Source organism: Rhizobium sp. WW22 (genome assembly GCF_047041135.1).
Lineage (GTDB): Bacteria > Pseudomonadota > Alphaproteobacteria > Rhizobiales > Rhizobiaceae > Rhizobium.
On the sequence record NZ_CP178199.1, the window covers coordinates 1,971,512 to 1,994,990 of the forward strand.

The window sequence follows — 23,479 nt, forward strand, 5'->3', positions numbered from 1 at the left end:
GCCGCAGCAGATATGCTTGATCTGACAGCGGTTGCCCGCTAGGTTGCCGCCGCAATCAAACGCAAAGATATGGGGATATCATGCCAACTGGCACGGTTAAGTTTTTCAATACAGACAAGGGTTTCGGCTTCATTACGCCGGAAAGTGGAGGACCTGACGTTTTCGTTCATGTCTCCGCCCTGCAATACGGCAACGTGCTTCGGGAGGGACAGTCCGTTTCCTACGATCTCGGTCAGGACCGGAAGACAGGCAAGACAAAGGCGGAAAACGTCAGACCGCTCTGACGATTATAAATATGTCACTACCCGACATTTCGGGTAGTGCACTCGGCCACTATGGGGCGCCTGCCGACGTTTCGCCTGAACCATCGTCAGCCGAAACGGCCATTTGCGTCGTCCGATCGTTCCTACATAAATGCGGTCACGGCCATGCCAATCACGGCGACGAACATGATAGCGCAGGCGATCCAGCCAAGCGCTTTCAACCCGCCCCGGATGACGAACTGTTTCATGACGTCGCGATTGGTGGCGATCAGCATCAGAATCACCATGACTGGAATCGCGACGACACCGTTGATGACGGCACTCCAGAACAGGGCCTTCATCGGCGGGATGGGCGTAAAGTTCAACAGCATGCCCACCACCGTCGCCAAGCCCACCGTCGTATAGAAAGCCTTCGCCTCGCTCGGCTCGCGCGACAGCCCGACCTTCCACCGCGCCGCCTCCCCGACAGCATATGCAGCCGACCCTGCGAGAACTGGAACAGCCAGAAGGCCTGTTCCGATAATCCCTGTGGCAAAAATGATCTTGGCAAATTGTCCGGCTAGCGGCTCAATCGCCTTCGCTGCATCGACGGAACTCTCGATGTTTGTCGCACCGGCCTTGTTAAGCGTGGCTGCTGTGGTCGTGATGATCGCGAGCGCGACGATGTTGGATGCGGCCATGCCGATGAGGGTGTCCAACGTGATGCGAGTGTCCGCCCTTTTCGCTTCCTGAGGGTGTTTCACAAGCGGTTCCTGCCGCGGCTTCTCCTTCAGATCTTCGGCCTCCTGGGACGCCTGCCAGAAAAACAGATAGGGGCTGATCGTCGTTCCGAAAATTGCGACGATCATGGACCAGTAGTTCGGATCGGTCTTGAAGGTCGGCAGCAGCAGTCCGCGGGTGAAAGCCGACCAATCGATATGCACCACGAACAGGGTCGCGATGTAGGATAAAAGTGCCAGGCTCAGCCATTTCAGGACTGCAACGTAACGCTTGTATTTGAGAAGGACCTGCAGAAGAATGCAAACGATGCCGAAGGCAGCGACGTAAATCAGCGAATTGCCGCTCAGCAGCAAATGTGCGGCATCTCCCATCGCACCGAGATCGGCGCCGAGATTGATGACATTGGCGATCAGGAGCGGAAAGGTTATGCTTATCCCCACCCATCTGGGATAACACTTCGCCATGCTGCCCGCCAAACCTCGTCCCGTAGTCCGGCCGATGCGCGCGCTGATCATCTGCACGGCAGCCATTAGCGGATAGGTCAGGAGCAGAGTCCAACTCGCGATATACCCGAATTGCGCTCCGGCCTGCGAATAGGTCGCGATCCCGCTCGGGTCGTCGTCCGAGGCGCCGGTGACCAGGCCCGGCCCCAGGATTTCAAAAATTCTCGGCTTTGACGGCTCGACGACCTCACTTTTGTCATCCATCTGATAGTCGCTCATGACTGCCTCCCAGCAGAAACCGGCACAGCGCATCATCGTGCCGTCCGGTGCGAGTGAACCGCACTTGCAGGCGTTTTGTTCCCGAGAAGCAGATTGCCGGAATGGAACCCACCCAAGCTTAGGGCGTGCCTGGCAAGGAGTAAAAACGCTTTCACTTCAGAGCGACGACACTTATCGTATCGAGCGCGGCGGAATCGCCAGCTGATTAAAGGGATATGACAATGAGCGTGCTTCTTTCTCCCGAACTCACGGTTTGCGGCATTGAGGAGCTGCCCGATCAGCGCGTGCGAAACGTCACCCACGTGCTTTCCCTCCTCGATCCGGAATATCCCGAGCTCGATGTCTTCCACTCCTATGCCGAGCACCATCGCACGACGTTGCGTTTTCACGACATCATAGCGTCAGCGCCGGGTCGCGTGATGCCGCAGCCGGAACATGTCGAAGCGATCCTGAAATTCGGCTCCGAGTTTCAGGCTCGGCAAGACCCTCAGGCGCCGAGCCATCTGCTGGTGCATTGCCATATGGGCGTATCGCGCTCGACCGCAGCCATGCTCTCATTGATGGCGCAATCAAACCCCGAAGAATCGGGGGAGAGCCTCTTTGCTCGCCTGATTGCCATCCGCCCGCAGGCCTGGCCGAACTCTCAAATGATCGGCTTCGCCGACGAGCAACTCGGCAGGAACGGCGACTTGAAGGCGGCACTTGCCCGCCACTATGGCCGGCAGATCAAGGGAAGGCCCGACTTTGTCGAATGGATGACCCGCCTCGGACGCCAGGCGGAACTCGATATGGCAATCCCGGCGTAAAGAGTGTGCCTCCGGCCTGAAGAGGGCCGGTCTGCACGACGCAGCGCCTTTCCTCCTTAGCCGTGACGGTTCCCTAACGGGAATCAATATCACTTTGGTGACAATCTATGCCGCGACCGATTTGTCGTAGGCCTAGAGCAGTTCCAGCAAAAGTGCGAAGCGGCTTTGCGTCCGGAACTGCGTAAAAACAAGGAGATAGAGCGTTTTCGCGATTCGAAGAAAAGCGGAAATGCTCTAAGCTCGAAACCTTTGACAACTGGAGCCGCTTGACCAGGCGGGATTGGCCGGATCATTGCAACGGCCGTCTCGGCGGCCGGCACGCTCAATGTGCAGGAGCCGGCTCTGCCTCGGGCGCATCCTTCTTATGATGGTCAGCCGCGAGCAGCATATAGACCGCAGGCACGACGAAGAGCGTGAACAGCGTTCCGATGGCAAGACCGGTGGCAATCACAAGGCCCATGTTGAAGCGGGCGACAGCGCCTGCTCCGGTCGCCAGGATCAGCGGCGCGACACCGAGAACCATGGCGCCTGTCGTCATCAGGATCGGCCGCAAGCGGATGGCGCAAGCGCCTTCGATGGCTTCGCGCTTGGTTTTTCCTTCGGCCTGCAACGTGTTTGCCACCTCGACGATCAGAATGCCGTGCTTGCTGATCAGCCCCATCAGCGTCACCAAACCGACCTGCGTATAGATGTTCATCGAGGCGCCGCCGATGCCGAGGCTGATGAAGGCGAGCGCGCCTGCGATCGACATCGGCACGGACACGAGGATGATGAACGGGTCTCGGAAGCTGTTGAACTGCGCCGAAAGCGCCAGGAACACGATGATCAGGGCGAGCGCGAACGTCGTCGCCATGCCGCTCGATTCTTGCACATATTGGCGCGACTGCCCGCCGTAGTCGACCGAGTAGCCTTGCGGCAATGTCCGCGCCGCAATCGACTTCAGCGTATTGAGCGCATCGCCGACGGCAACACCGGGCGCCGGCACGCCGGAGATCGTGGCCGAGTTCAATTGCTGGAAGTGCGCAACCGAGCGCGGTGTGGCCTGAAGTTTCGCGGTCGCGATCGCCGAAAGCGGGATCTTGTTGCCGTTCACATTTGCGATCGGATAGTTCATGATCTGATCGATGGTCTGCCGTGACCGTTGCTCGACCTGCGGAATGACCTGATAGGAACGGTTGTCGATACTGAAATAGTTGACATAGCCGCCGCCCAGCATGGAAGCGAGCGCCGAGCCGACATTGTTCATGGACAGGCCGAGGGCCGAGGCCTTGCTGCGGTCGATCTGGATCGAATATTGCGGATTATCGACGTAGAGATCCTTCGTTAGGAAGATGAACTCGCCGGATTTCTGCGCTTCCTGCAGGAAGGCAGTGGAGACCTCGTTGAGCTGTTCGAAACCGCTGGTGCTACCGATGGCGAATTGCACGGGCAGACCGCTGGCGCCAGGCAGCGGCGGTATCTGGAAGACCACCGCCTGGCCGCCGGCAATTTTTGCCATGTCGCCCTGTACCAGTGGCTGCAGCTGATCCGCCGTTCTCGTGCGTTGATCCCATGGCTTCAGCACCATACCCTCGAATGAAGTACCTGGCGCCTCGACCTGCAGGGTCTTGTCGGTCTCCGGGAAGCTCTTGAAGATCTTGGTGACCTGGTCGGAATTGAGCAATTTCTGTTGAAGCGTCGCGTTGGGAGCGTTGGTTACCTGCGCGCCGAGGAAGCCCTGATCCTCGTTAGGGGCCAGTTCGTTCTTGGCACTGGAATAGAGGAAATAGATGCTGCCCAGAACGATGGCGGCGAACAACAATGTCACCGGCACGGTGTTCAAGCTGCCGTGCAGCATGCGCACATAGGGTCGATGGATTTCCGAAAAGCGGCGGTCGATGAAGTCGGAAATACGCTCTTCCCAGCCGCTGCGATCGGTCAGGTGCGGCTTGAGGATGCGCGAGCACATCATTGGCGTCAGCGTGAGCGCAATGATCATGGACACGGTCACGGCGCCGACCAGGGTGAAAGCGAATTCCGTAAACAGTGCGCCCGTGAGCCCTCCCTGGAAACCGATCGGCACGTAGACCGCGATCAGCACCACCGTCATGGCCAGGATCGGTCCGACCAGTTCGTGCGCCGCATCCAGCGCCGCCCTCATGGGTGTCGATCCCTCTTCTATGTGACGATTGACGTTCTCCACCACGATGATGGCATCATCGACGACGAGGCCGATCGCCAGAACCAGGGCGAGCAGCGTCAGAAGATTGATCGAGAAGCCGAAGATCAACATCATCGCGAACGTGCCGACCAGCGACAGGGGAATGGCGACGACGGGAATGGCGACCGATCGAGGTGAGCCGAGGAAGGCGAAGACCACGAAAATGACGATCACGAGAGCCTCGACCAGGCTCTTTACGACCTCATCGATGGAGGTCGTGACGAAGGTGCTGGAATCATAGACGATGTAGCCTTCGAGCCCCTGCGGCAATTGCTGCTCAATACCCGGAAACACCGCACGCACGCCGGCGATCACGTCGAGCAGGTTGGCGGTTGGGGCGATCTGAATGCCCATGAACACGCCGTCCTGCCCATCGAAGCCGATCTGGACGTCGGGATTTTGAGATCCGAGCGCAACGGTCGCGACATCCTTCAGCCGCACGATCGTGCTGCCGATCTGCTTGACCACCATTTCCCTGAATTCATCCGTCGAATGCAGGTCGGTCTTCGCTGTCAGCACCGTTTGCGTCATCTGGCCGCGCGTGGTGCCGATGCCGGAGATATAATTGTTGGCGCTGAGCGCGGTCCAGACATCGCCGGCCGACAGGCCATAGGCGGCAAGCTTGTCCGGCTGCAGCCAGGCTCTCAAGGCGAACGTTCGCGCGCCGAGGATTTCGGCCGTCTGAACGCCGTTGACCGCCTGCAATTTGGGCTGGACCACGCGCGTCAGATAGTCGGTGATCTGGTTGCTGGCCAGAACGTCGCTTCGGAAGCCAATATACATGGCGTCGATCGACTGGCCGATGGAAACCGTCATGATCGGCTGCTGCGTCCCCGTGGGCAGTTGATTGAGAACGGAAGATACCTTGGCGTTGATTTCGGTCATCGCCGCATCGGCGCTGTAGTTGAGCCGCAGGTTGACGGTGATGGTCGATGTGCCGCTGGTGCTCGTCGAGGTCATGTAATCGATGCCGTTGGCCTGCGCGATGGCGTTTTCGAGCGGCGTCGTGATGAAGCCGGCAATGACGTCGGGCGCCGCGCCGGGATAGGTGGTCGTCACCGTAACGACAGCGTTCTGGGTCTGCGGATACTGGCGCACGGTGAGCGAACGGAACGACTGGTAGCCGATCACGATAATCAACGCGCTGACCACGAGGGCGAGAACGGGGCGCTTGATGAAGATATCGGTGATATTCATCGCCACACCTCAGTTGGGGTTCGCCGGGTTCGCATTTGGATCGTTCGACGGCTGGACTTCGTTGTTGATGATGACAGGCGAGCCGTTGTTGAGTTTCAGCTGGCCTGACGTGACCACCACTTCGCCCGCATTCAAGCCCTTGGTCACGGAGATCTGATCACCCCGCGCCTGCCCGGTGCTGACGAACTTCTGATTGGCGACAAGCTGCGGCTTTCCATCTGCCCCGTTGCCCTTGTCGGTCACCACGTAGACAACGTTGCCATAAGGATTGATGGTGACGGCGGTCTGCGGCAGGGAGATGTATTCCTTCGGCTCCCCGACTACCACCGTTATGTTGCCGAACATGCCCGGCAGCAGCTTGCGATCGGCATTGGGGAAGGTTGCCCGGATGGTGATGTTGCGGCTCTGCGTATCGACGAGCGGGCTGATCGCCGTGATCTTGCCGTCGAAAGTCTGGTTCCCATAGGCATCGACCGTCGCCGTTACCGCTTGGCCGACCTTCAGCTGTGACAGAGCCTGCTGCGGCATGGAAAAATCGAACTGGATCGGATCGAGCGACTGCAAGGTGACGACTGCGGTCCCAGCCGAGAGATACTGACCGAGGCTGACCAGCCTGATGCCGAGATGGCCATCGAAGGGAGCGCGGATCGAATATTGATCGATCAACGCCTGCTGTGACGCGACCTGCGCCTGCGCCGCCTTCCATGTCGCCAGATCACTGTCGACCTGGCTTTGCGCGATGGTATTCGCCTTGATCAGCTTGGAATCGCGATCATAGGCGATCTGCGCATTGGCCATCGTCGCCTTGTATTGTTCAAGCGTCGCGATCTGCTGATCGGCAAGCAGCTGCACGATGAGATCGCCCTTCTTGACGTCCTGGCCGTCTTCGAAGCCGATCTTCTGGACGATGCCCTGGACCTGCGCCGAAAGATTGGCGCCTTCGACGGCATTGAAGCTGCCGATCGATTGCAGCGTCGTCTGCCATGGGCTCGCTGCCGCGGTGATTGTCGAGACGGTCTGCGGTGGCGCCTTGAGATTAGCCAGGTAGGCCGCAATCATGCGATTCTTGAATGCCTGGAAGCCGAAGATCCCGCCAAGGATCAGGCCTATGACGATCAGCATGATGATCATGCGTTTTATCATGAGTGTCAGCTCTACTCTTCGGAAACAGGTCGGGAGAAATTCTATTGGTGTCGGCGCAACGGGATTTCACGGCAATTCTATCAAAAACCCGCCGGCGCCGAGACAATCGCAAGCATATGGTAGCCCGCGGCCAATCTCTGTATGGAAAGTAGCCTTTATCAAGGCTGACAGGTTCGATCAGCCAAGTTCCTTGGCTGCTGCGCCTGTCACGCGGATTTCGCCCGCTGAAGACGACACTGACCTTACAATGATTCCAGCTGGCGGCGTTTCGTGCGGCCATCCTCTGCAAACCTCACCAGTCAAACGCCAACGGCCGCCGCTTCACTCGATCAAGGATAGGTTGCCGATATCCGATCTACAACAGCCGGCTGCATATTCCTGAAACCATATTTAATGGAGTCTTGAATAAAAGCAATCATGACGTCGACGCCGCCGACTTCACAAACTGCCGCGGCATCGACGATCCAAGTATTGAGGAAGGGCTTCGCGCGTCAGCCTCGGCGTGCCGCTTCGATCGCGGCCACATCGATCTTCCTCATGGTCATCATCGCGTCGAAAGCCCGCTTTGCCTGATCGCCGCCCTCGCGCAGCGCCTCCATCAGAACACGCGGCGTGATCTGCCAGGATACGCCCCATCTGTCCTTGCACCAGCCGCATTCGCTTTCCTGGCCGCCATTGCCGACAATGGCGTTCCAATAGCGATCCGTCTCTTCCTGATCTTCGGTGTAGATCTGAAATGAAAAGGCTTCGTTGTGTTTGAACATCGGACCTCCATTCAAGCCGACGCAGGAAACACCCGCAACCGTGAACTCGACGACCAGCACATCGCCTTGCTTGCCCTCCGGATAGTTTCCCGGCGCGCGAATGACGGCACCCATGGCGCTATCTGGAAAAGTCTCGACATAAAAATTGGCGGCGGCCTCTGCGTCCTTGTCGTACCACAGGCAAATCGTGTTCTTTGCCATTGTTCTCATCCTCCTGCTCTCCATTTCCCGATTGTTGAAATAGGCGCGAGATCGGATTGCGCCACCCTCATCGATGCCATTTCGGCTGGGCAATGACCGTTTTCCTGTCGTAACCTCGGCACCCTTCTCAGACTGAAATAATTTGCGTGCGGCGCGGTTGTAATGACGCCATATTGGCAGATGCCGCAACCTTGAGTAAATGATGGGGAACGGGGCCGTCGCCGTTGATCAATTCATGATCGATCTCCGGGTCGGAAACGCGCAGGAAATCGAAAAGCGGTTGTTCCGGCATTCTGGCCGCAACTACTTTTTGGATATTTCGGTTCGCGCCAATATGGTTGAAGAGTGGGAACAATAAAAAATGGACAGCTTGCAAAAGAGCCTGCTTTTTCTCCTCTCACCATGCCTTTTGATTTGCATGGAGACTGCTCGCGCTGCCGATAGCGTGACGATTCCAGGATACGCTCCCAAAACGGGCGTCGAATACGTCTATCGCTCTCGCAAGACCACCTCCACCGACATGTCCTTATGGTTCGATAAGCCGGCCGCGATCATACGTGGAGATTTCCGTCAGCGTATGACGGTCGTCTCGCGAAATGCAAATAGTATGCAGGTTCGCTGGTCCCTCAGCGCGGATCTGCCGCAAGGTGCCGAAGGCGCCGCCGATTCCTACGCAATGAACGCCCTCTACGGAAATTCATTGTCGGTCTATGGTATCCGTCAACTGGAATATGAAGCGGGGTTGAACGGCTTTCCAAATAGACTAGTCGGATTCGACGCGATCCTCCGTAACATACAGAATGCGGCCGCAGTTGGACCAGACGGCCTTGTCGTCGCACCGCAAAGCAGCCTCACAAATATTATTGACGGTATAAAAAGCAATCCGCTGCTGGTTATTCATAATCTCGCACCGGAAGCGGAGCTGCTCGCCACCATACAGCAGGAGGACGCCGCGACATACGATGTCGGCCAAACGGGAACGGTGGCGACGATGGAATATTCGCGGGGCATGCCTGTTCCTGCCACCATAGAATGGAAGCTCGAAGCCGCGGATTTGGCCAATCAAACAGCCACTTTCAGCCTCAAAAAAGCCTATGACAAAGTGGCGTTCCAACAATCGCAGGCATCAGCCGTCGAGGGAGTGATCGCAAGCTTTGGCGAAAAGGCCAAGCAGCTTACTGGCGAGCAATTGGCGGCCGCCAAAATTGTCAGCAAAAACGCGACGATGACATTCATCGTATCCCTGCGCGACGGCTCGACGCTTGAAGCGCTGGAAACAGTTGCTACGGAAAGCGGCGGCATAAAGATTACCGCAATGAGCCATGTCTGGCGCGAGGACCTGCCGGCGAGTCTGCCCGAGCTGTCGAACTGGAACAGCCAGGCCATGTCTGCATCCGCTGTTGCTCTGCAGCCAGAGCCCGGTACCAATTCCGCGACAGCCAAGTCGCAGCTTTTCGACAGATCGGCGATCGAGGAAGGACAGGCCGCCTATGATAGCGGCAACTACGCCGCCGCGCTGAGCTACTGGAAGCCGCTCGCCGATCAAGGGGCGGCGGTCGCGCAATATAAGCTCGCCGGGCTTTATCAGTTCGGTTTAGGTGTCGATCGAGATTCCGCCCTCGCTGTCACCTATATCCGAAAGGCAGCGGAGCAAGGTTGGGCGGAAGCGCAAAGCAGCCTTAGTGATCTCTATGCCGTCGGCCAAGGCGTTCCGCAAGATTATGCGCAAGCTGTGATTTGGGGCCGTAAAGCGGCTGAGCAGGGGCTCGCTGTTGCTCAGTATAATCTGGGATACAGCTACGAAAGCGGCCAAGGCGTTCCCCAAGACTATGCGCAAGCGTTGATTTGGTATCGCCGTGCCGCCGATCAGGACTTTGCCATGGCCCAGTACGCCCTCGGTCTCTTATACGACCAAGGTCTGGGCGTTCCCCAGGATTACGGTCGAGCGATCGCCTGGTATAAAAAAGCCGCCGACAAGGGCCTGGATGTGGCCCAAGGCAATCTCGGCAACATGTATGCAATGGGCCATGGAGTTGCGCGGGATCGGGACGAGGCAATCAAATGGTTCCGTAAGGCGTCCGACCAGGGACTCGCAACTGCTCAAGAATCCCTGAAAAGGCTAGAAAAGCAGGAATAGTCGCGTCTTTTCTTCTTTCGGTGGTCCTGAGTTATTCTTGCTAGCGCGCATGCACCTGGCTGGCCATAGCGCGCCCTTTGACCTCACAGAGCAAGAGCGAACAACAACGCAGCGCTTCCGGCCAAAAATCGTTGAACGGCTGAAGCTGCGAAAGCCACCCTCATCAATACCATTTCGGCTGGGCAGCGACTGGTTTCCTGTTGTAGCCTCGAAATCCAGCCGGCGAGACCGATGAGAATTACGTCTTCTCTCGAGAATGCATGCCGGCAAAGTTTACAAACGGCGTCGTATAAATAATATGACTTTTTTTCTCTTGTTTTGACCCGGTTACACGGCTATATCGCGCACGCGCCTTCGTTCGATCTCGTCGACAACAGTCATCAGGATATTTTCGTGACCATATTGAAATCAGTTTTGGCCGTTTCAGCTCTTTGTGCGACCCTTGGCTTTGCCGCGTCAACAGCCTTTGCCGCTTCGACCAGCTATCCGTTGACCATCGATAATTGCGGCGTCAAGGTCACGTTTCAAAAGGCTCCGGAGCGCGCGATCGGGCTCGGCCAGAATAGCGCCGAAATTCTTCTCCTGCTCGGCCTCGAAAACAAAATGGTCGGCACCGCTTTCTGGCCCAACAAGGTTCTGCCGCAGCTTGCGGAAGCCAATTCCAAGGTCAAGCTGCTGACGGTCGAGTTCCCGACCTTTGAATCGATCCTCTCGGAAAATCCTGATTTCGTTACAGCCGCCCTGCCGACCCTTATGGGACCAAGCAGCAAAGTGGCAAAGCGCGAGGACTTCGAAAAGCTCAATATTCCGACCTATGTTTCCCCCAGTATGTGCCCAGCCCAGGGAGCCTCTCAGGACAAATACGGCTATGCCGCCCGTAGCCAGATCTGGAACATGAGCACGCTCTACCAGGAAATCGACGAGCTCTCGCAGATTTTCGACGTCCGCGACAAGGGCCAGGCTCTGATCACGGATCTGAAAAAGCGGGAAGAGGCACTGCGCGTCAATGCGCCGAAGGATGGCAAGAAGCTCTCCTATGTCTTCTGGTTCTCCAGCCCATCCCCATCTGCAGATGCCTATGTCGGCGGAAAAAACAGCCCGTCGGGCTATATCGCCGACGTTCTCGGCGGAACCAACGCCATCAAAACCGATGCGGAATCGCCGCAGCTCGGTTGGGAAAGCATCATCGCTAGCAATCCCGACGTCATCGTGGTCACGCAGGTCGACCGCAATCGCTGGGAACTCGACAAAGTCCAGGCAAAGATCAAGTTCCTGACGACCGATCCGGCGACCAGCCAGATGACGGCGGTGAAGAACAAGGCCATGGTGATCATGCCCGCACAGGCGATGAATCCGAGCGTGCAGACAATCTTCGGCGCCGAACAGGTGGCTGAGCAGTTGAAGGTACTCGGCCTCAGGTGAGCATCGTGGCGGAAACCAGTAAGTCCGGTCGCCTTTTGCCGCGGGTCGCCGCCCCTGCCGGACTTTTTCTGGCGTGCCTTGCAGCGATCGCGCTGGTGGTCGGCATCAGTGTGGGGATCGGCGATATGCCCATCCCGCTTTCCACCACCTATTTCGCCATCACGAACAAGTTTGGCTGGACCTCGGTCGAGCTCAACCGCATCCATGAAACCGTCATCTGGGAATATCGGCTGAGCCGCGCTTTGGTTGCCATATTCTGCGGCGCGGGTCTCGCGCTTTGCGGCGCGATCATGCAGTCCATGCTGCGCAATCCCTTGGCCGAGCCTTACGTGCTCGGCATCTCCGCTGGCGCCTCCACCGGCGCGGTTGCTGTCGTTATTCTCGGGATCGGAGCTGGCGCCGTTTCGCTCTCCGCCGGTGCCTTCGCCGGTGCTTTTGCGGCCTTTATCCTCGTCGCCGTGCTTTCGAACGGAGCACGCGGTGGCCCGGACAGAACGATTTTGGCGGGAGTTGCCACGTCGCAGCTATTCAATGCAGCGACATCCTACGTCGTCACCACCTCCGGCAATGCCCAGCAGGCGCGCGACGTTATGTTCTGGCTGCTTGGAAGCTTCAGTGGTGTGCGCTGGCCGGAATTTGCACTGGTGTCGATTGTCGTCGGATTGGGTCTGATCGTCTGCCTGTTCTATTCGCGTCTGCTTGACGCTTTCGCTTTTGGCGACGAGGCGGCCGCCTCGCTCGGCGTAAATGTCGGCCGCACCCGTATCATTCTGTTTGCGCTGACCGCGGTCATCACGGCAACCATCGTCAGCATGGTCGGCACGATCGGCTTCGTCGGTCTGGTCGTCCCGCATGCGGCGCGCTTCGTCGTCGGACCGCTTCACATCCGGTTGCTGCCTGCCTGTGCAATTACCGGCGCCATCTTCATGGTTCTCGCCGATATTGCCTCCCGCATCCTTATTCCGCAGCAGGTTCTGCCGATCGGCGTGGTCACGGCGCTGGTCGGCGTTCCCTTCTTCTCCGTCATTCTCTACCGGCTCCAGCGGGCATCATGAGCATAAAGGCCGACAATATCACCTGGAAAATCGGCGCGAAGACCGTTCTCAACGGCGTCTCTTTCGAGGCGCCTGCAGGCAAGATGCTTGGTCTCCTCGGGCCGAATGGCTCCGGCAAGACCTCGCTTCTGCGTCTGCTTGCGGGGCTGAAACGGCCGAACTCCGGCCGCATCACCCTGCAAGAGAAGGATCTGCAGCAGATGTCCCGCCGCTCCATCGCAAGGCGTGTCGCCTTCGTCGAGCAGCACAGCGCAACCAATGCCAATCTCAGGGTCATCGATGTCGTAAAGCTCGGCCGGTTTCCGCATCGCTCGATGTTCTCAGGCTGGACATCGGCAGATGACGAGGCCGTGGAAGACGCTCTCGAGCGCGCCGGCATGAAGGAGAAACGCGAGGACCGATGGCAGAGCCTGTCGGGCGGCGAAAAGCAGCGCACTCACATTGCGCGGGCTTTGGCACAGTCGCCGAAGGAACTGATCCTCGATGAGCCGACCAACCATCTCGACATCCAGCATCAAATCGGTCTGATGCGCTTGGTTGCCGGCCTGCCCGTAACCAGCATCATCGCTCTCCACGATCTCAACCATGCCGCGATGTTCTGTGATCAGCTGATCATCATGCAGCAAGGCGGGGTCGTGGCCTCCGGAGCCCCGGAAGACGTGCTGACGGAAGATTTGCTGAGAAATGTCTTTGCCGTTGAGGCAAGGATCGAGACCTCTCCTCACCACGCCCGGCCGCACATTCACTATCTGCGCTGAGGGGAAATTCGGAATCTGTCCCCTGATCATCCTTGCCTCGAACTGCAACCGAGCGCATCTTTCGCAATGACACTCGGCATCTCCGAGAGTTTTGATTGGCATCGGCAAAGGGTCGCATCGGCATCGATTTTGCGCGTGCGGCGGATGGGGGAAATGCGTGACGGATAGGCTCAAGGGCAAGATTGCCATCATTTCGGGCGGCGCCACCGGCATGGGCGGCGCAGCGTCGCGCCTGTTTGCGGCGGAAGGCGCCAAGGTGGCGATCATCGACAGAAACGGCGACGCAGCGGCTGCGACCGTGCGCGAAATCCGAGACGCCGGCGGCGTTGCCGACCACTGGGTTGCCGATGTTTCGAATGAGGCGGCCGTCAATGCGGCGGTCAAAAGCATCGAAGACCGCTTTGGTGCGGTAACGGTGCTCTTCAATCATGCCGGCACCATCGTCATCAAGCCGTTCCTCGAAACGACGCTTGAGGAATGGGAATGGCTTCATGGCGTCAACGTCCGCTCGATGTTCCTGATGACCAAGGCCGTACTGCCGGGCATGATCGCAGCCGGCGGCGGTTCCATCGTCTGCACCTCGTCGATCTCGGCTGTTGCCGCAACCCCGATGGAAGTTCTCTATGACACGACGAAGGGAGCGGTGCACATGTTTGCCCGCGCCATCGCAGTCGAGTTCCGCGATCGCAATATCCGCTGCAATGCCGTATGCCCCGGCTTCATCCGCACGCCGCATGGGCTGCGCGAAGTGGCGGAGTTGCAGGCCCTTGGCGTCGATGTCTCGGATGCGGCAATCGCGGCCCAGCAAGGGCGGATCGGCGAACCCGAGGATGTAGCGCGGGCCGCCCTCTATCTTGCCTCCGACGAGTCCAACTTCGTCAACGGCATCCATCTCTTCGTCGACAACGGCTTTACCGCCATCTGATCACCGACGCAGTGGTAAAGCCACCAAACATTCTGTCGAGACGGCGTCAGCGCCCCACCTGATCCGGTGACTTGACGGCTACGCCGAAGGGCAGGAAGTGTTTGAGATTGGCGGTGATCACGGTCAGCTTGTGAGTGCTTGCCGTTCCCGCGATGATCGCATCCGCCGTGCGAGGAGTATGTCCCGCGATGACTGCTTTCGCCTCGAGCCTCCCGGATTCAAGAGCGATGTCCTTGTCGACGGGCAGGATGTGATCACCATAGCCGGCAATCAATCCTTGCAGCCAGGTATGAATTCCCGCAGCCTTTGCTTTGGCGCCTTTTGCTTCCAACAACCGCACCCCCTTTTCGATCTCGTGGATCGTCAGGACTGAAAGGTAGACTGCATCCTGCCGATCCTGTTCATCCACCCATTCGGCAAAAGTATTCGATGCGCTGGCTTTGGACGGAGCGAACATGGAGATGGCGTTGGTGTCGAGAAGAAAGCTCACAAATCGACCTCGCGAGATGGAGCGGGATTTCTGGAGAAAACATCCTCGGTGGGATCGAAATCAGCCGGAAAGGTCTTCAGGTATTGAACCAGGCTCGGTCGGCCCTTCCGGATCGCTTTTTTTGCCTCTTCGGCTGCCTTCACGCTGACAACGACGGCTGCGGCACGCCCATGACGGGTAATTGTTACAAACTCACCGGCCGCAGCCTGATCGATGATATGGGAAAACGACGCCTTGGCATCCTTTAAGCTGATCATTGTCATGGCAGGCTCCTAAAAGGGTCACTTATGACCTCTTTTAGAAACGCGTTCGTGCAAAATCAAGGCGCGTTCAGGTCATCCACTTGCGGTGCTCAACGAAACGCTCTGCCAAAAGGTCGATGAACAAACGCACTTTCGTCGGCAGATGACTGCGGTTGGGATAGATCGCGCTGATGGTGAATTCCACGGCGCGGTAGTCGGGCATGACACGCACGAGACGGCCGGCGGCGACCTCTTCGAAGACGATGAAGCTCGGGGCCAGAAAAATGCCCTGTCCGCTTGCCAAAAGAAAGCGCAGCGTCTCGGCATTGTTCGAGACGACATTGCCTGAGATCTTGACCCTCACTTGCTTCCCGTCAGCATCGTCGAAACGCCATTCGTCGCCGTAGGGATAATAGGTATATTGCAGGCAATTATGCTCCGCGAGGTCGGCCGGCACTTTCGGCATGGGATGCGTTTCACGATATTCGGGCGAGCAGACGAGCATATGGCGCCAGGGCGCGAGCTTGCGCGCGACGAGCGTCGAGTCCGGCGCCGGCAAGGTTCGGATCATCAGATCGTAGCCCTCCTCAATCATGTCGATCGACCGTTCGCCGACGTTGAAATCGAGCGAGATCGCCGGATATAGCGTCATGAACTCATTGACGACGGGGAGCAGGAACCGGACGATGGCGCCGCTGGTATAGAGCTTCAGCGTGCCGCGCGGCATGGTGCTAAGCGCGCCCGCCGTCCGGTCGGCCTCCTCGAGATCGGCAATGATCTGCGAGGATCGCTCATAATAATATTTGCCGGTTTCCGTCAGGCTGACCCGGCGCGTCGTGCGGTTCAGAAGCCGCACACCGAGGTGATCTTCCAATGACTGCACATGGTTGCCTACCATGGTGACCGACATGTTGAGGCGGCGGGCGGCGGCGGAAAAACCACCACATTCCACCACCCGGCCAAAGACTGCGAGGCTGGTCAACCGATCCATATTGTCCTCGGATTATCCACTGTGACTTGATGATCCTTCCCGATTTGAGGAGATTATCAGAAGGATCGTTCGGACGCATCTTCATGGCATCAAAAATGACCCCGAACAAAAGGGGTAGCGTACTGAAGGAAACGGACGATGGTCGAACTACCGCGCAACGAGGCGTTCAAGAACGCAAGCCAGGCCGATGCTGCTCCAGTCAACGAGGTTGCGAAATCTCCCGCCGCCGACGTTCCGCAAGGAAGAGTTGCCGAAGCGCCTGTTGCTGACGCCAGCCCCAAGGCAGATAGGAAGCTCATCAAGCGTGGCTTGTTGATCGCCGCGCTGCTGGCCGGCGTCGCGGTCGCAGCGGATTTCGGCTATCGCTACTGGACGGTCGGACGCTTCATCGAATCCACCGACGATGCCTATGTGAAGGCCGATTACACCACGATTGCCCCAAAGGTCGCCGGCTACATCAAGGAGGTGCTTGTCAACGACAATGACCATGTCAAGACCGGCCAGCTGCTTGCCCGCATCGATGACCGCGACTTCCAGGCCGCGCTTTCCCAAGCAAAAGCCGATTTAAAGGCTGGAGATGCAGCGATCGCTAATATCGATGCGCAGATCCGGCTGCAGCAATCGCTGATCGGGCAAGCCAAGGCAACGGTCGACGCATCGCAAGCCTCTTTGGATTATGCTGTATCGGATGCCGCCCGTTCGGCTCGTTTGATTACCAACGGCGTTGGCACACAGTCGCGCGCTGAAGAGACGGAATCGGCCAGAAGGCAGGCAGCGGCGGCTGTCGAGCGCGACCAGGCCGCGCTCGTCGCGGCTCAAACCAAAGTTCCCGTGCTGCAGACCCAGCGAGACCAGGCAGCAGCCCAGCGCGATCGCGCCGCTGCGGCCGTCCAGCAAGCCGAGCTCAATCTTTCCTATACCAACATCGTCGCAGCCGTCGACGGCACGATCGGTGCCCGCTCGATCCGCGTGGGACAATATGTGACGGCAGGCACGCAGCTGATGGCGGTGGTGCCGCTGCATTCGGTCTATGTCGTTGCGAATTTCAAGGAAACGCAGCTGACCTATGTGCGCCCCGGCCAGTCCGTCGAAATCAAGGTCGACAGCTTCCCTGACGTCACCATCAAGGGCCATGTCGACAGCCTCTCGCCGGCAAGCGGGCTCGAATTCTCGCTGCTGCCGCCTGACAACGCCACCGGCAACTTCACCAAGATCGTCCAGCGCATACCGGTTAAGATCGTCATCGACGACGATAATCTCGCCGGATTGCTGCGCTCGGGCATGTCGGTGGAGCCGGAAATCGATACCAAGGCTGCCCAGACATCGACAGCCGGCGCACAGGGATCATCCAGCCAGGCTGGATGATCCCTCCCGATCTTCGTCGATTATCACCTCAGCATCGTCATGAGATTGTTCCGGCATGAGCCGGAAGGAGACACGCCGTGGCCACTCTTCAGATCGCCGCAAACAACAATCCAGCCGCATCGCCGGGCGCTTCAAACGCTACCGTCGTCCGACCGGCCATGAGCCCGCTGCGCATGTGGACCGCCGTGGTTGGTTCGACACTTGGCGCCTTCATGGCCGTTCTCAACATCCAGATCGTCAATGCCTCGCTAGCCGACATCCAGGGCGCGATCGGCGCTGGAACGGACGATGGCGGCTGGATTTCGACCTCCTACCTGATCGCAGAAATCGTCGTCATTCCGCTTAGCGCATGGCTCGCTCGCGTCTTTTCAGTGCGCAACTATCTGCTGACCAACGCTGTCCTTTTCCTGCTCTTTTCAGTCGCCTGCGCCTTTGCCGCAAACCTGCAACAGATGATCGTGCTGCGCGCCATCCAGGGCTTTTCCGGCGGCGTGCTGATCCCGATGGCCTTCACGATCATCATCACGCTGCTGCCGAAACCGAAACAACCGATGGGTCTTGCCCTCTTTGCCCTTTCCGCCACCTTCGCGCCGGCCATCGGCCCGACCATCGGCGGCTATCTCACCGAAAACTGGGGCTGGGAATATATCTTCTACGTCAATCTCGTGCCGGGCGTCCTGATGGTCGGCATGCTCTGGATCTCGCTCGACCGCGCGCCGATGAATCTTTCGCTGCTCGCCAAGGGCGATTGGCCCGGCATCATCACCATGGCAGTCGGTCTCGCAGCACTGCAGACCGTGCTCGAAGAAGGCAACAAGGACGACTGGTTCGGCTCGCCTTTCATCGTCCGTCTCTCCGTCATTGCCGCGGTTTCGTTGACGCTCTTCCTCTTCATCGAGCTTCGCGCTTCTCATCCGCTCCTCAATTTGCGTCTGCTGGTGCGCCGCAATTTCGGCTTCGGTATCGTCGCCAACTTCCTGATGGGCGTCGCCCTCTATGGCTCGGTCTTCATCCTGCCGATCTATCTGACGCGCATCCAGGGCTACAATTCCGAGCAGATCGGCATGGTGCTTGCCTGGACCGGCATTCCGCAGCTGATCTTGATCCCGCTGGTCCCACGGCTGATGAAGCGCATCGACGCTCGCCTGCTGATCATCGTCGGCTTCGCGCTCTTCGCCGCCTCGAACTTCATGAACATCTACATGACGAGCAACTATGCCAGCGATCAGCTCTTCTGGCCAAATATCGTGCGTGCGGTCGGCCAGGCACTCGCCTTCACGCCGCTGACGGCGATCGCGACCGCCGGCATCGAACAGGAAAATGCCGGATCCGCTTCGGCGCTGTTCAACATGATGCGCAATCTCGGCGGCGCGGTCGGCATTGCCGCGCTGCAGACCTTCCTTACCAAACGCGAGCAGTTCCACTCCAACATCCTCACCAATTCAGTCTCGGTGTTCGAAGAGGCGACCCGCGCGCGCATTGCCAACCTCACCAACTACTTCATGAACCATGGGGTGAGCGATCAGGCGCTTGCCGCGCACAAGGCCATTGTCGCAGTAGCCGCCAGCCTTCGCAAGCAAGCCAATATCATGGCTTTCAGCGATACCTTCTATCTGCTCGGCGTCGCGCTGGTCGTTGCCCTGATTGCCAGCCTGCTTCTGAAAAAAGCCGGTCAACTTTCCGGCGGCGGCGCGCACTGAGCGCCGCACCTCGAAGAGGAGGAAATAACCATGACCTTGCTGCATGACATTCCAAAATCCGCAACAGCCGACCCCAAGACGCTTAACGGCGGCATCGGTAACAGAGCAACACTGAGCCTCATCGAATGGCTGACCGGCGACGAATGCCATGCTCTCGATGAGGCCAGCCTCGTTGCCGGGCTTGGCCGCCGCCTGCAGGCCCTTGGCCTTCCCGTCGATCGATTGACACTGCACCTGACGACGCTGCATCCCGAATTCATCGGCCGCACCTTCGCCTGGGCGCCCGGCGAACCGGTCGAGATCCATGATCGCGAACATGGCTCACGCCTCGCGCTTGCCAATACACCGCTCATGAAGGCACAGGAGATGCGCGAGCCGCTCGTCGTCGGTCCGGGCGAAAGTCCGCATGGGCGCTGGCAGCATATCGACATATTTTCCGGCCGGGGACTGGTGCAACTGATCGTGGCGCCGCTTTGCAACGCTGACGGGCCGATCAGCAGCGCCGTCTTCGCCACGCGGCGGCCAGGCGGCTTCACATCCGGCGAGCATGACCTTATCGAGCGCATCCTGCCGGCATTGCGCAACACCTGCGAACTCCGCGTCCTCAGACAATGCGAACTCAGCCTTCTCGATACCTATATCGGCCCGATGACGGCGAGCCGTATCCTTGCCGGACACATTCGTCGCGGCGAAATCGAATCGATGGAGGCAGCCCTTTTGCTGTGCGATCTGCGCGGCTTCACCGAGCTTTCCAATCGCCAGCCAGGCAGCACCGTCCTCGAACTGCTGAATGCCTATTTCGACAAAGTGATACCGGCGATTGCCCATGAAGGCGGTGAAGTACTGAAATTCATGGGCGATGCGGTTCTGGCATTCTTTCCAGGCGCCGACACGTCCGGAGCCTGCGATGCGGCGCTCACCGCAGCCAGGACAGTCCTCTCCGAGCTAAGCGGTTTCGAATACAGCGGCATACCAGTCAAGGTCGGCATCGCGCTGCACTATGGCGAGGTGAGCTACGGCAATGTCGGCTCCGGCAATCGCCTGGATTTCACGTTGATCGGTCCTGATGTCAATATCGTTAGCCGCATACAGAACGTCTGCAGCGAAAGGGGCGAAGCGCTCCTGATGTCCGACGCGTTTCGAGATGAGGCCGGAATCAACGATGCAATCTCCATCGGCCGGCAGAGGCTGAAGGGCTTTGCCGAGGCGATGGAATTGTTCACGATCGCTGATTGAAGCGGCGGACAGGAGATGCAGCGCAGGGCATTATAAGGAGGCCGGCTCCCCTCCCGCCGAATTTTCCCGCCTGGCATGTGTTGCATGAAATCAACAACCCTTTTTTCCGTTTCCGGATACTTCCGGAGCTGATTTACAAACAATCAGAATGTATATAGCTGTGTTGCCGGGAGCTAATTAGCTTGCGATCTGGTGGGGTGTTATTTCAGCCGCCAGCTAACGAGGTTCCAAAGGGGTGGGGATAATACCCGCAGTCTCTCGCAGATGCCTGGTGGTTGCTTCGTGTTGCAAGCAGTGTCGCCGGGATGGTCCGTTGTGCCCGCTCCTTGGAATATGTACGATCCGTTGCAATCAGGAGTTTAATAATGAACATCAAGAGCCTCCTTCTCGGCTCCGCTGCTGCACTGGCAGCAGTTTCTGGCGCCCATGCGGCTGACGCAATCGTCGCTGCTGAGCCCGAGCCGTTGGAATACGTTCGCATCTGCGACGCATACGGCGCTGGCTACTTCTTCATTCCAGGCACTGAAACCTGCCTCAAGGTCGGCGGCATGGTCCGTACCGAAGGCAAGTGGTACGACGCCTACAATGCCAACAGCCATAACGGCACTCTCTGGCATACCCGCGCTCAGCTGAGCCTCGATACCGCGACCGACACCGAATACGGCCCGCTGAAGACCAACACGGTCATCCGTTGGGACTGGCAGGAAGGCAACTCCACTTCCTCTAAGCTGCTGTTCGCCAACATCAGCCTCGGCGGCTTTCTGGTCGGTAAGGCTGACTCGCAGTTCAACTCCTACATCGGTTATGCCGGCGACGTCATCAACGACGACGTGATCTATGACGGTCCGTACGAACTCAACCAGTTGACCTACAACTACGACGCCGGCAACGGCTTCACGGCTGTGGTCTCGGTCGAAGACTCGAACTCCAGCGGCTCGGGCGCTGGCTACGGCGCAAGCTGGGCATCGGACGACAAGGCCAACCACTACGCTCCTGACGTCGTTGCCGGTGCTGGCTTCAAGTCCGGCGCATGGGGCTTCAAGGTCGTTGGCGGTTACGACTCGATCAAGTCGGAAGGCGCTATCAAGGCTCGTGTCGATGCTGACTTCGGCGTCTTCTCGGCCTTCTTGATGGGCGGCTGGAACACCGACGGCGACAACCTGAACAAGTATGCCGGCACCAACCTGGCTCGTTCTTCTTGCCCGGCTAACGATGCATCGAAGTGCGGCTGGGGTGATTGGGCTGTTTGGGGCGGCGTCGGCGTTCCGATCAACGAAAAGTTGAAGTGGAACCTGCAGCTCGCCTACACCGACTCGAAGATTTTTGCCGCAACCACCAACGTCAAGTGGAACCCGGTCAAGAACCTGCTCATCGAGCCGGAAGTCTCCTACACCAACTTCGATTCTGTGAACCAGGATCAGTGGGCTGGTATCCTGCGCTTCCAGCGTAGCTTCTAATAGCGACCAACCTGGTCTCCTGGGACCAGGTACGGGAAGCCTGATGTACCGATCCATCAGGCTTCTCATAGCAATCGGTTGACCTCCGATCAGAGCCGGAAGGATCCGGTTTCCCTCCGGTTCCTTCTTATTGCCCAGCCAACCTACGCCCTTCCTGTCTTCAGAAACGACATCAGTCTGGCGCGTAGTAGCCCGCCTGATGAGCGGCACGATCCAGCGCCTCCCTGAAATCGGGATGAGCAAGCCCGATCATCGCCTTTGCCCGCTCTGCCACCGATTTGCCCTTGAGGTTCACCCAGCCATATTCGGTAACAACGATATGGATATCGTTGCGCGACGTCGTTACGGGACCTGTGAGGTTCGGAACGATACGCGAAAGAGTTCCCTTCGCCGCTGTCGCATGACAGGCGATGATCGAGCGGCCGCCGCGTGAGCCATAGGCGCCGCGAACGAAGTCCACCTGGCCGCCCGAGCCGCTGAACTGCCTTCCGTTGACGAATTCGGAATTGCACGCACCATTGAGATCGATCTGTAGCGTCGCATTCACCGACACCATGCGGTCATTCTGAGCGATGACGAACGGATTGTTCACATAATCAACGGGATGCGCCTCGACATCGGGATTATCGTTCAGGAAGTCGTAAAGCGGCTTGTCTCCCAGCGCAAAGGTGAAGATGGTTCGCCCTAAATGTATCTGCTTGCGGCTATTGTCGACCACGCCGGCCCTGACCAGAGCGGCAAGTCCCGATGTCATCATTTCTGTATGGATGCCGAGGTGACGGTGCTGTGAAAGACCGGCGCAAACTGCGTCAGGCAGTGCACCGATGCCCATCTGCAGGCAATCACCGTCATCCACAAGCCCGGCGATGATAGCACCGATCGCATCATCGACTTGCGAACGAGGCGCGGCAGCAAGCGCCGGGAGGTTTGCGTCATTCTCGACAAGTGCCGTGACGCGCGAGACCGGGATCATGCAATTTCCCCGCACATAGGGCATGCTGGGATTGACTTCGAGGATCAGCCGAGCGCCGGGCTTGCGGGCAACCGCCAGGGCATAATCCGTACTGGCGCCGAGGCTGAAATTCCCGTCCGCATCCATGGGCGAGACGGTAGCGATCAATGTATCCACGCCGACATGCTCGACAAGCGAGCGCGGCACCTGGCTGAAATGGCACGGCACGATTTCGGCGGCAGGCAGCATCTCCGCCATTCGTCGCTTATCCAGGGCGCGATCCACCGCTCCATGAAAATAACTCATGGGAACGATGCGATCGCGCAGGTCGAAGTCGAGCACGCTGGAGCCGGCGACACCCGTGCAAAGCAGGTAGTAAAGCCGGACGTTGTCCACCGCCCCGGCCCGCGCGCGTTCGGCCAATGCTGCAAGGATGGCAGGCGGCTGGCCGGCAGCGATCGGCATGGCGATCTTCGCACCGGACGGTATTAGGGCAACGGCCTCATGGGCAGAGCGAACGCGTTCGCGGTATTGCGTCTGATGATTAGCGGCCATCGAGTCCTCCCCTTGAATGCCACCGTCAGCACAATTTGGCATCCACTGCGGGATCATGGCCGGCCCTCCTCCGAGGCCGCCGCGAGCGCTTGCTGCAGTGGAACACGCTTACATAAAAGCGCCGAACCCGCTGTTTGCGCAAGACCCGAACATCGCATTCACACCGGCAAGAATGGAA

Annotated in this window: 20 protein-coding genes; 11 read left to right on the top strand and 9 right to left on the bottom strand. The window is 58.6% G+C overall.

Annotation, left to right across the window (positions count from 1 at the left end; translation table 11 throughout):
* Positions 1-80 precede the first annotated feature (80 nt).
* On the top strand, positions 81-284 hold the full coding sequence (locus ACK83U_RS28110) for a cold-shock protein (protein ID WP_015343887.1): 204 nt from the start codon (positions 81-83) through the stop codon (positions 282-284).
* Between the two features lie 122 nt (positions 285-406).
* Here the strand turns inward: ACK83U_RS28110 and ACK83U_RS28115 are convergent, their stop codons facing one another.
* Positions 407-1,705: an NRAMP family divalent metal transporter gene (locus ACK83U_RS28115; RefSeq protein WP_246712251.1), complete on the bottom strand. Its 1,299-nt coding sequence runs from the start codon at positions 1,703-1,705 to the stop codon at positions 407-409.
* A 221-nt stretch (positions 1,706-1,926) separates the two neighbouring features.
* On the opposite strand from ACK83U_RS28115, the gene ACK83U_RS28120 reads away from it, so the two are divergent.
* Positions 1,927-2,511, top strand: a complete 585-nt coding sequence (locus tag ACK83U_RS28120) for a tyrosine phosphatase family protein (RefSeq protein WP_183716084.1) — start codon at positions 1,927-1,929, stop codon at positions 2,509-2,511.
* A 322-nt stretch (positions 2,512-2,833) separates the two neighbouring features.
* Here ACK83U_RS28120 and ACK83U_RS28125 read toward each other — a convergent pair whose 3' ends face one another.
* The 4 genes from ACK83U_RS28125 to ACK83U_RS28140 form a co-directional block, all read right to left on the bottom strand.
* A complete protein-coding gene (locus ACK83U_RS28125; RefSeq protein WP_112606127.1) occupies positions 2,834-5,908 on the bottom strand; it encodes an efflux RND transporter permease subunit in 3,075 nt (1,024 codons plus the stop codon).
* A 9-nt stretch (positions 5,909-5,917) separates the two neighbouring features.
* Positions 5,918-7,051, bottom strand: a complete 1,134-nt coding sequence (locus ACK83U_RS28130) for an efflux RND transporter periplasmic adaptor subunit (RefSeq protein WP_112413102.1) — start codon at positions 7,049-7,051, stop codon at positions 5,918-5,920.
* A 491-nt stretch (positions 7,052-7,542) separates the two neighbouring features.
* Positions 7,543-8,016: a VOC family protein gene (locus tag ACK83U_RS28135; protein WP_112606124.1), complete on the bottom strand. Its 474-nt coding sequence runs from the start codon at positions 8,014-8,016 to the stop codon at positions 7,543-7,545.
* Between the two features lie 127 nt (positions 8,017-8,143).
* Positions 8,144-8,392, bottom strand: coding sequence for a hypothetical protein (locus ACK83U_RS28140; protein ID WP_162708032.1), 249 nt, complete (start codon positions 8,390-8,392; stop codon positions 8,144-8,146).
* On the opposite strand from ACK83U_RS28140, the gene ACK83U_RS28145 reads away from it, so the two are divergent.
* The 5 genes from ACK83U_RS28145 (at position 8,378) to ACK83U_RS28165 (ending at position 14,313) form a co-directional block, all read left to right on the top strand.
* A complete protein-coding gene (locus ACK83U_RS28145; protein ID WP_412474954.1) occupies positions 8,378-10,153 on the top strand; it encodes a tetratricopeptide repeat protein in 1,776 nt (591 codons plus the stop codon). The two genes, ACK83U_RS28140 and ACK83U_RS28145, sit on opposite strands and share 15 nt — an antisense overlap.
* Before the next feature lie 393 nt (positions 10,154-10,546).
* Positions 10,547-11,575 (top strand): ABC transporter substrate-binding protein, encoded by a 1,029-nt coding sequence (locus tag ACK83U_RS28150; protein ID WP_112606197.1) that lies wholly within the window; start codon positions 10,547-10,549, stop codon positions 11,573-11,575.
* Between the two features lie 2 nt (positions 11,576-11,577).
* Positions 11,578-12,630 carry a FecCD family ABC transporter permease gene (locus ACK83U_RS28155; protein ID WP_412475039.1) on the top strand — a complete coding sequence of 351 codons (1,053 nt, stop codon included), beginning with the start codon at positions 11,578-11,580 and terminating at the stop codon, positions 12,628-12,630.
* Complete coding sequence (locus ACK83U_RS28160; protein WP_112606121.1) at positions 12,627-13,388, top strand: ABC transporter ATP-binding protein; 762 nt, start codon at positions 12,627-12,629, stop codon at positions 13,386-13,388. Before ACK83U_RS28155 ends, ACK83U_RS28160 begins: the two co-directional genes overlap by 4 nt.
* A gap of 157 nt (positions 13,389-13,545) precedes the next feature.
* The gene (locus tag ACK83U_RS28165) at positions 13,546-14,313 is read left to right on the top strand and encodes an SDR family NAD(P)-dependent oxidoreductase (RefSeq protein WP_112606118.1); all 768 of its coding nucleotides are present in this window, start codon (positions 13,546-13,548) and stop codon (positions 14,311-14,313) included.
* A gap of 46 nt (positions 14,314-14,359) precedes the next feature.
* On the opposite strand, the gene ACK83U_RS28170 is transcribed toward ACK83U_RS28165, so the two are convergent.
* The 3 genes from ACK83U_RS28170 to ACK83U_RS28180 all read right to left on the bottom strand — a co-directional run bounded on the left by ACK83U_RS28170 (position 14,360) and on the right by ACK83U_RS28180 (position 16,036).
* Complete coding sequence (locus ACK83U_RS28170; protein ID WP_112606115.1) at positions 14,360-14,803, bottom strand: PIN domain-containing protein; 444 nt, start codon at positions 14,801-14,803, stop codon at positions 14,360-14,362.
* Positions 14,800-15,066, bottom strand: coding sequence for a type II toxin-antitoxin system Phd/YefM family antitoxin (locus ACK83U_RS28175; protein WP_162708031.1), 267 nt, complete (start codon positions 15,064-15,066; stop codon positions 14,800-14,802). The genes ACK83U_RS28170 and ACK83U_RS28175 overlap by 4 nt, the downstream gene beginning before the upstream one ends.
* A 67-nt stretch (positions 15,067-15,133) precedes the next feature.
* Positions 15,134-16,036, bottom strand: coding sequence for a LysR family transcriptional regulator (locus ACK83U_RS28180; RefSeq protein WP_112606112.1), 903 nt, complete (start codon positions 16,034-16,036; stop codon positions 15,134-15,136).
* A gap of 138 nt (positions 16,037-16,174) precedes the next feature.
* On the opposite strand from ACK83U_RS28180, the gene ACK83U_RS28185 reads away from it, so the two are divergent.
* The 4 genes from ACK83U_RS28185 (at position 16,175) to ACK83U_RS28200 (ending at position 21,794) form a co-directional block, all read left to right on the top strand.
* The gene (locus ACK83U_RS28185) at positions 16,175-17,401 is read left to right on the top strand and encodes an HlyD family secretion protein (RefSeq protein ID WP_112606109.1); all 1,227 of its coding nucleotides are present in this window, start codon (positions 16,175-16,177) and stop codon (positions 17,399-17,401) included.
* 77 nt (positions 17,402-17,478) lie between these two features.
* Positions 17,479-19,101, top strand: a complete 1,623-nt coding sequence (locus ACK83U_RS28190) for an MDR family MFS transporter (protein ID WP_112606106.1) — start codon at positions 17,479-17,481, stop codon at positions 19,099-19,101.
* 30 nt (positions 19,102-19,131) lie between these two features.
* On the top strand, positions 19,132-20,337 hold the full coding sequence (locus ACK83U_RS28195; protein ID WP_112606103.1) for an adenylate/guanylate cyclase domain-containing protein: 1,206 nt from the start codon (positions 19,132-19,134) through the stop codon (positions 20,335-20,337).
* A 365-nt stretch (positions 20,338-20,702) separates the two neighbouring features.
* Positions 20,703-21,794, top strand: a complete 1,092-nt coding sequence (locus tag ACK83U_RS28200; protein WP_412474955.1) for a porin — start codon at positions 20,703-20,705, stop codon at positions 21,792-21,794.
* Positions 21,795-21,966: 172 nt separating this feature from the next.
* Here ACK83U_RS28200 and ACK83U_RS28205 read toward each other — a convergent pair whose 3' ends face one another.
* Positions 21,967-23,301, bottom strand: a complete 1,335-nt coding sequence (locus ACK83U_RS28205) for an acetyl-CoA hydrolase/transferase family protein (protein WP_112415934.1) — start codon at positions 23,299-23,301, stop codon at positions 21,967-21,969.
* Positions 23,302-23,479: the final 178 nt, after the last annotated feature.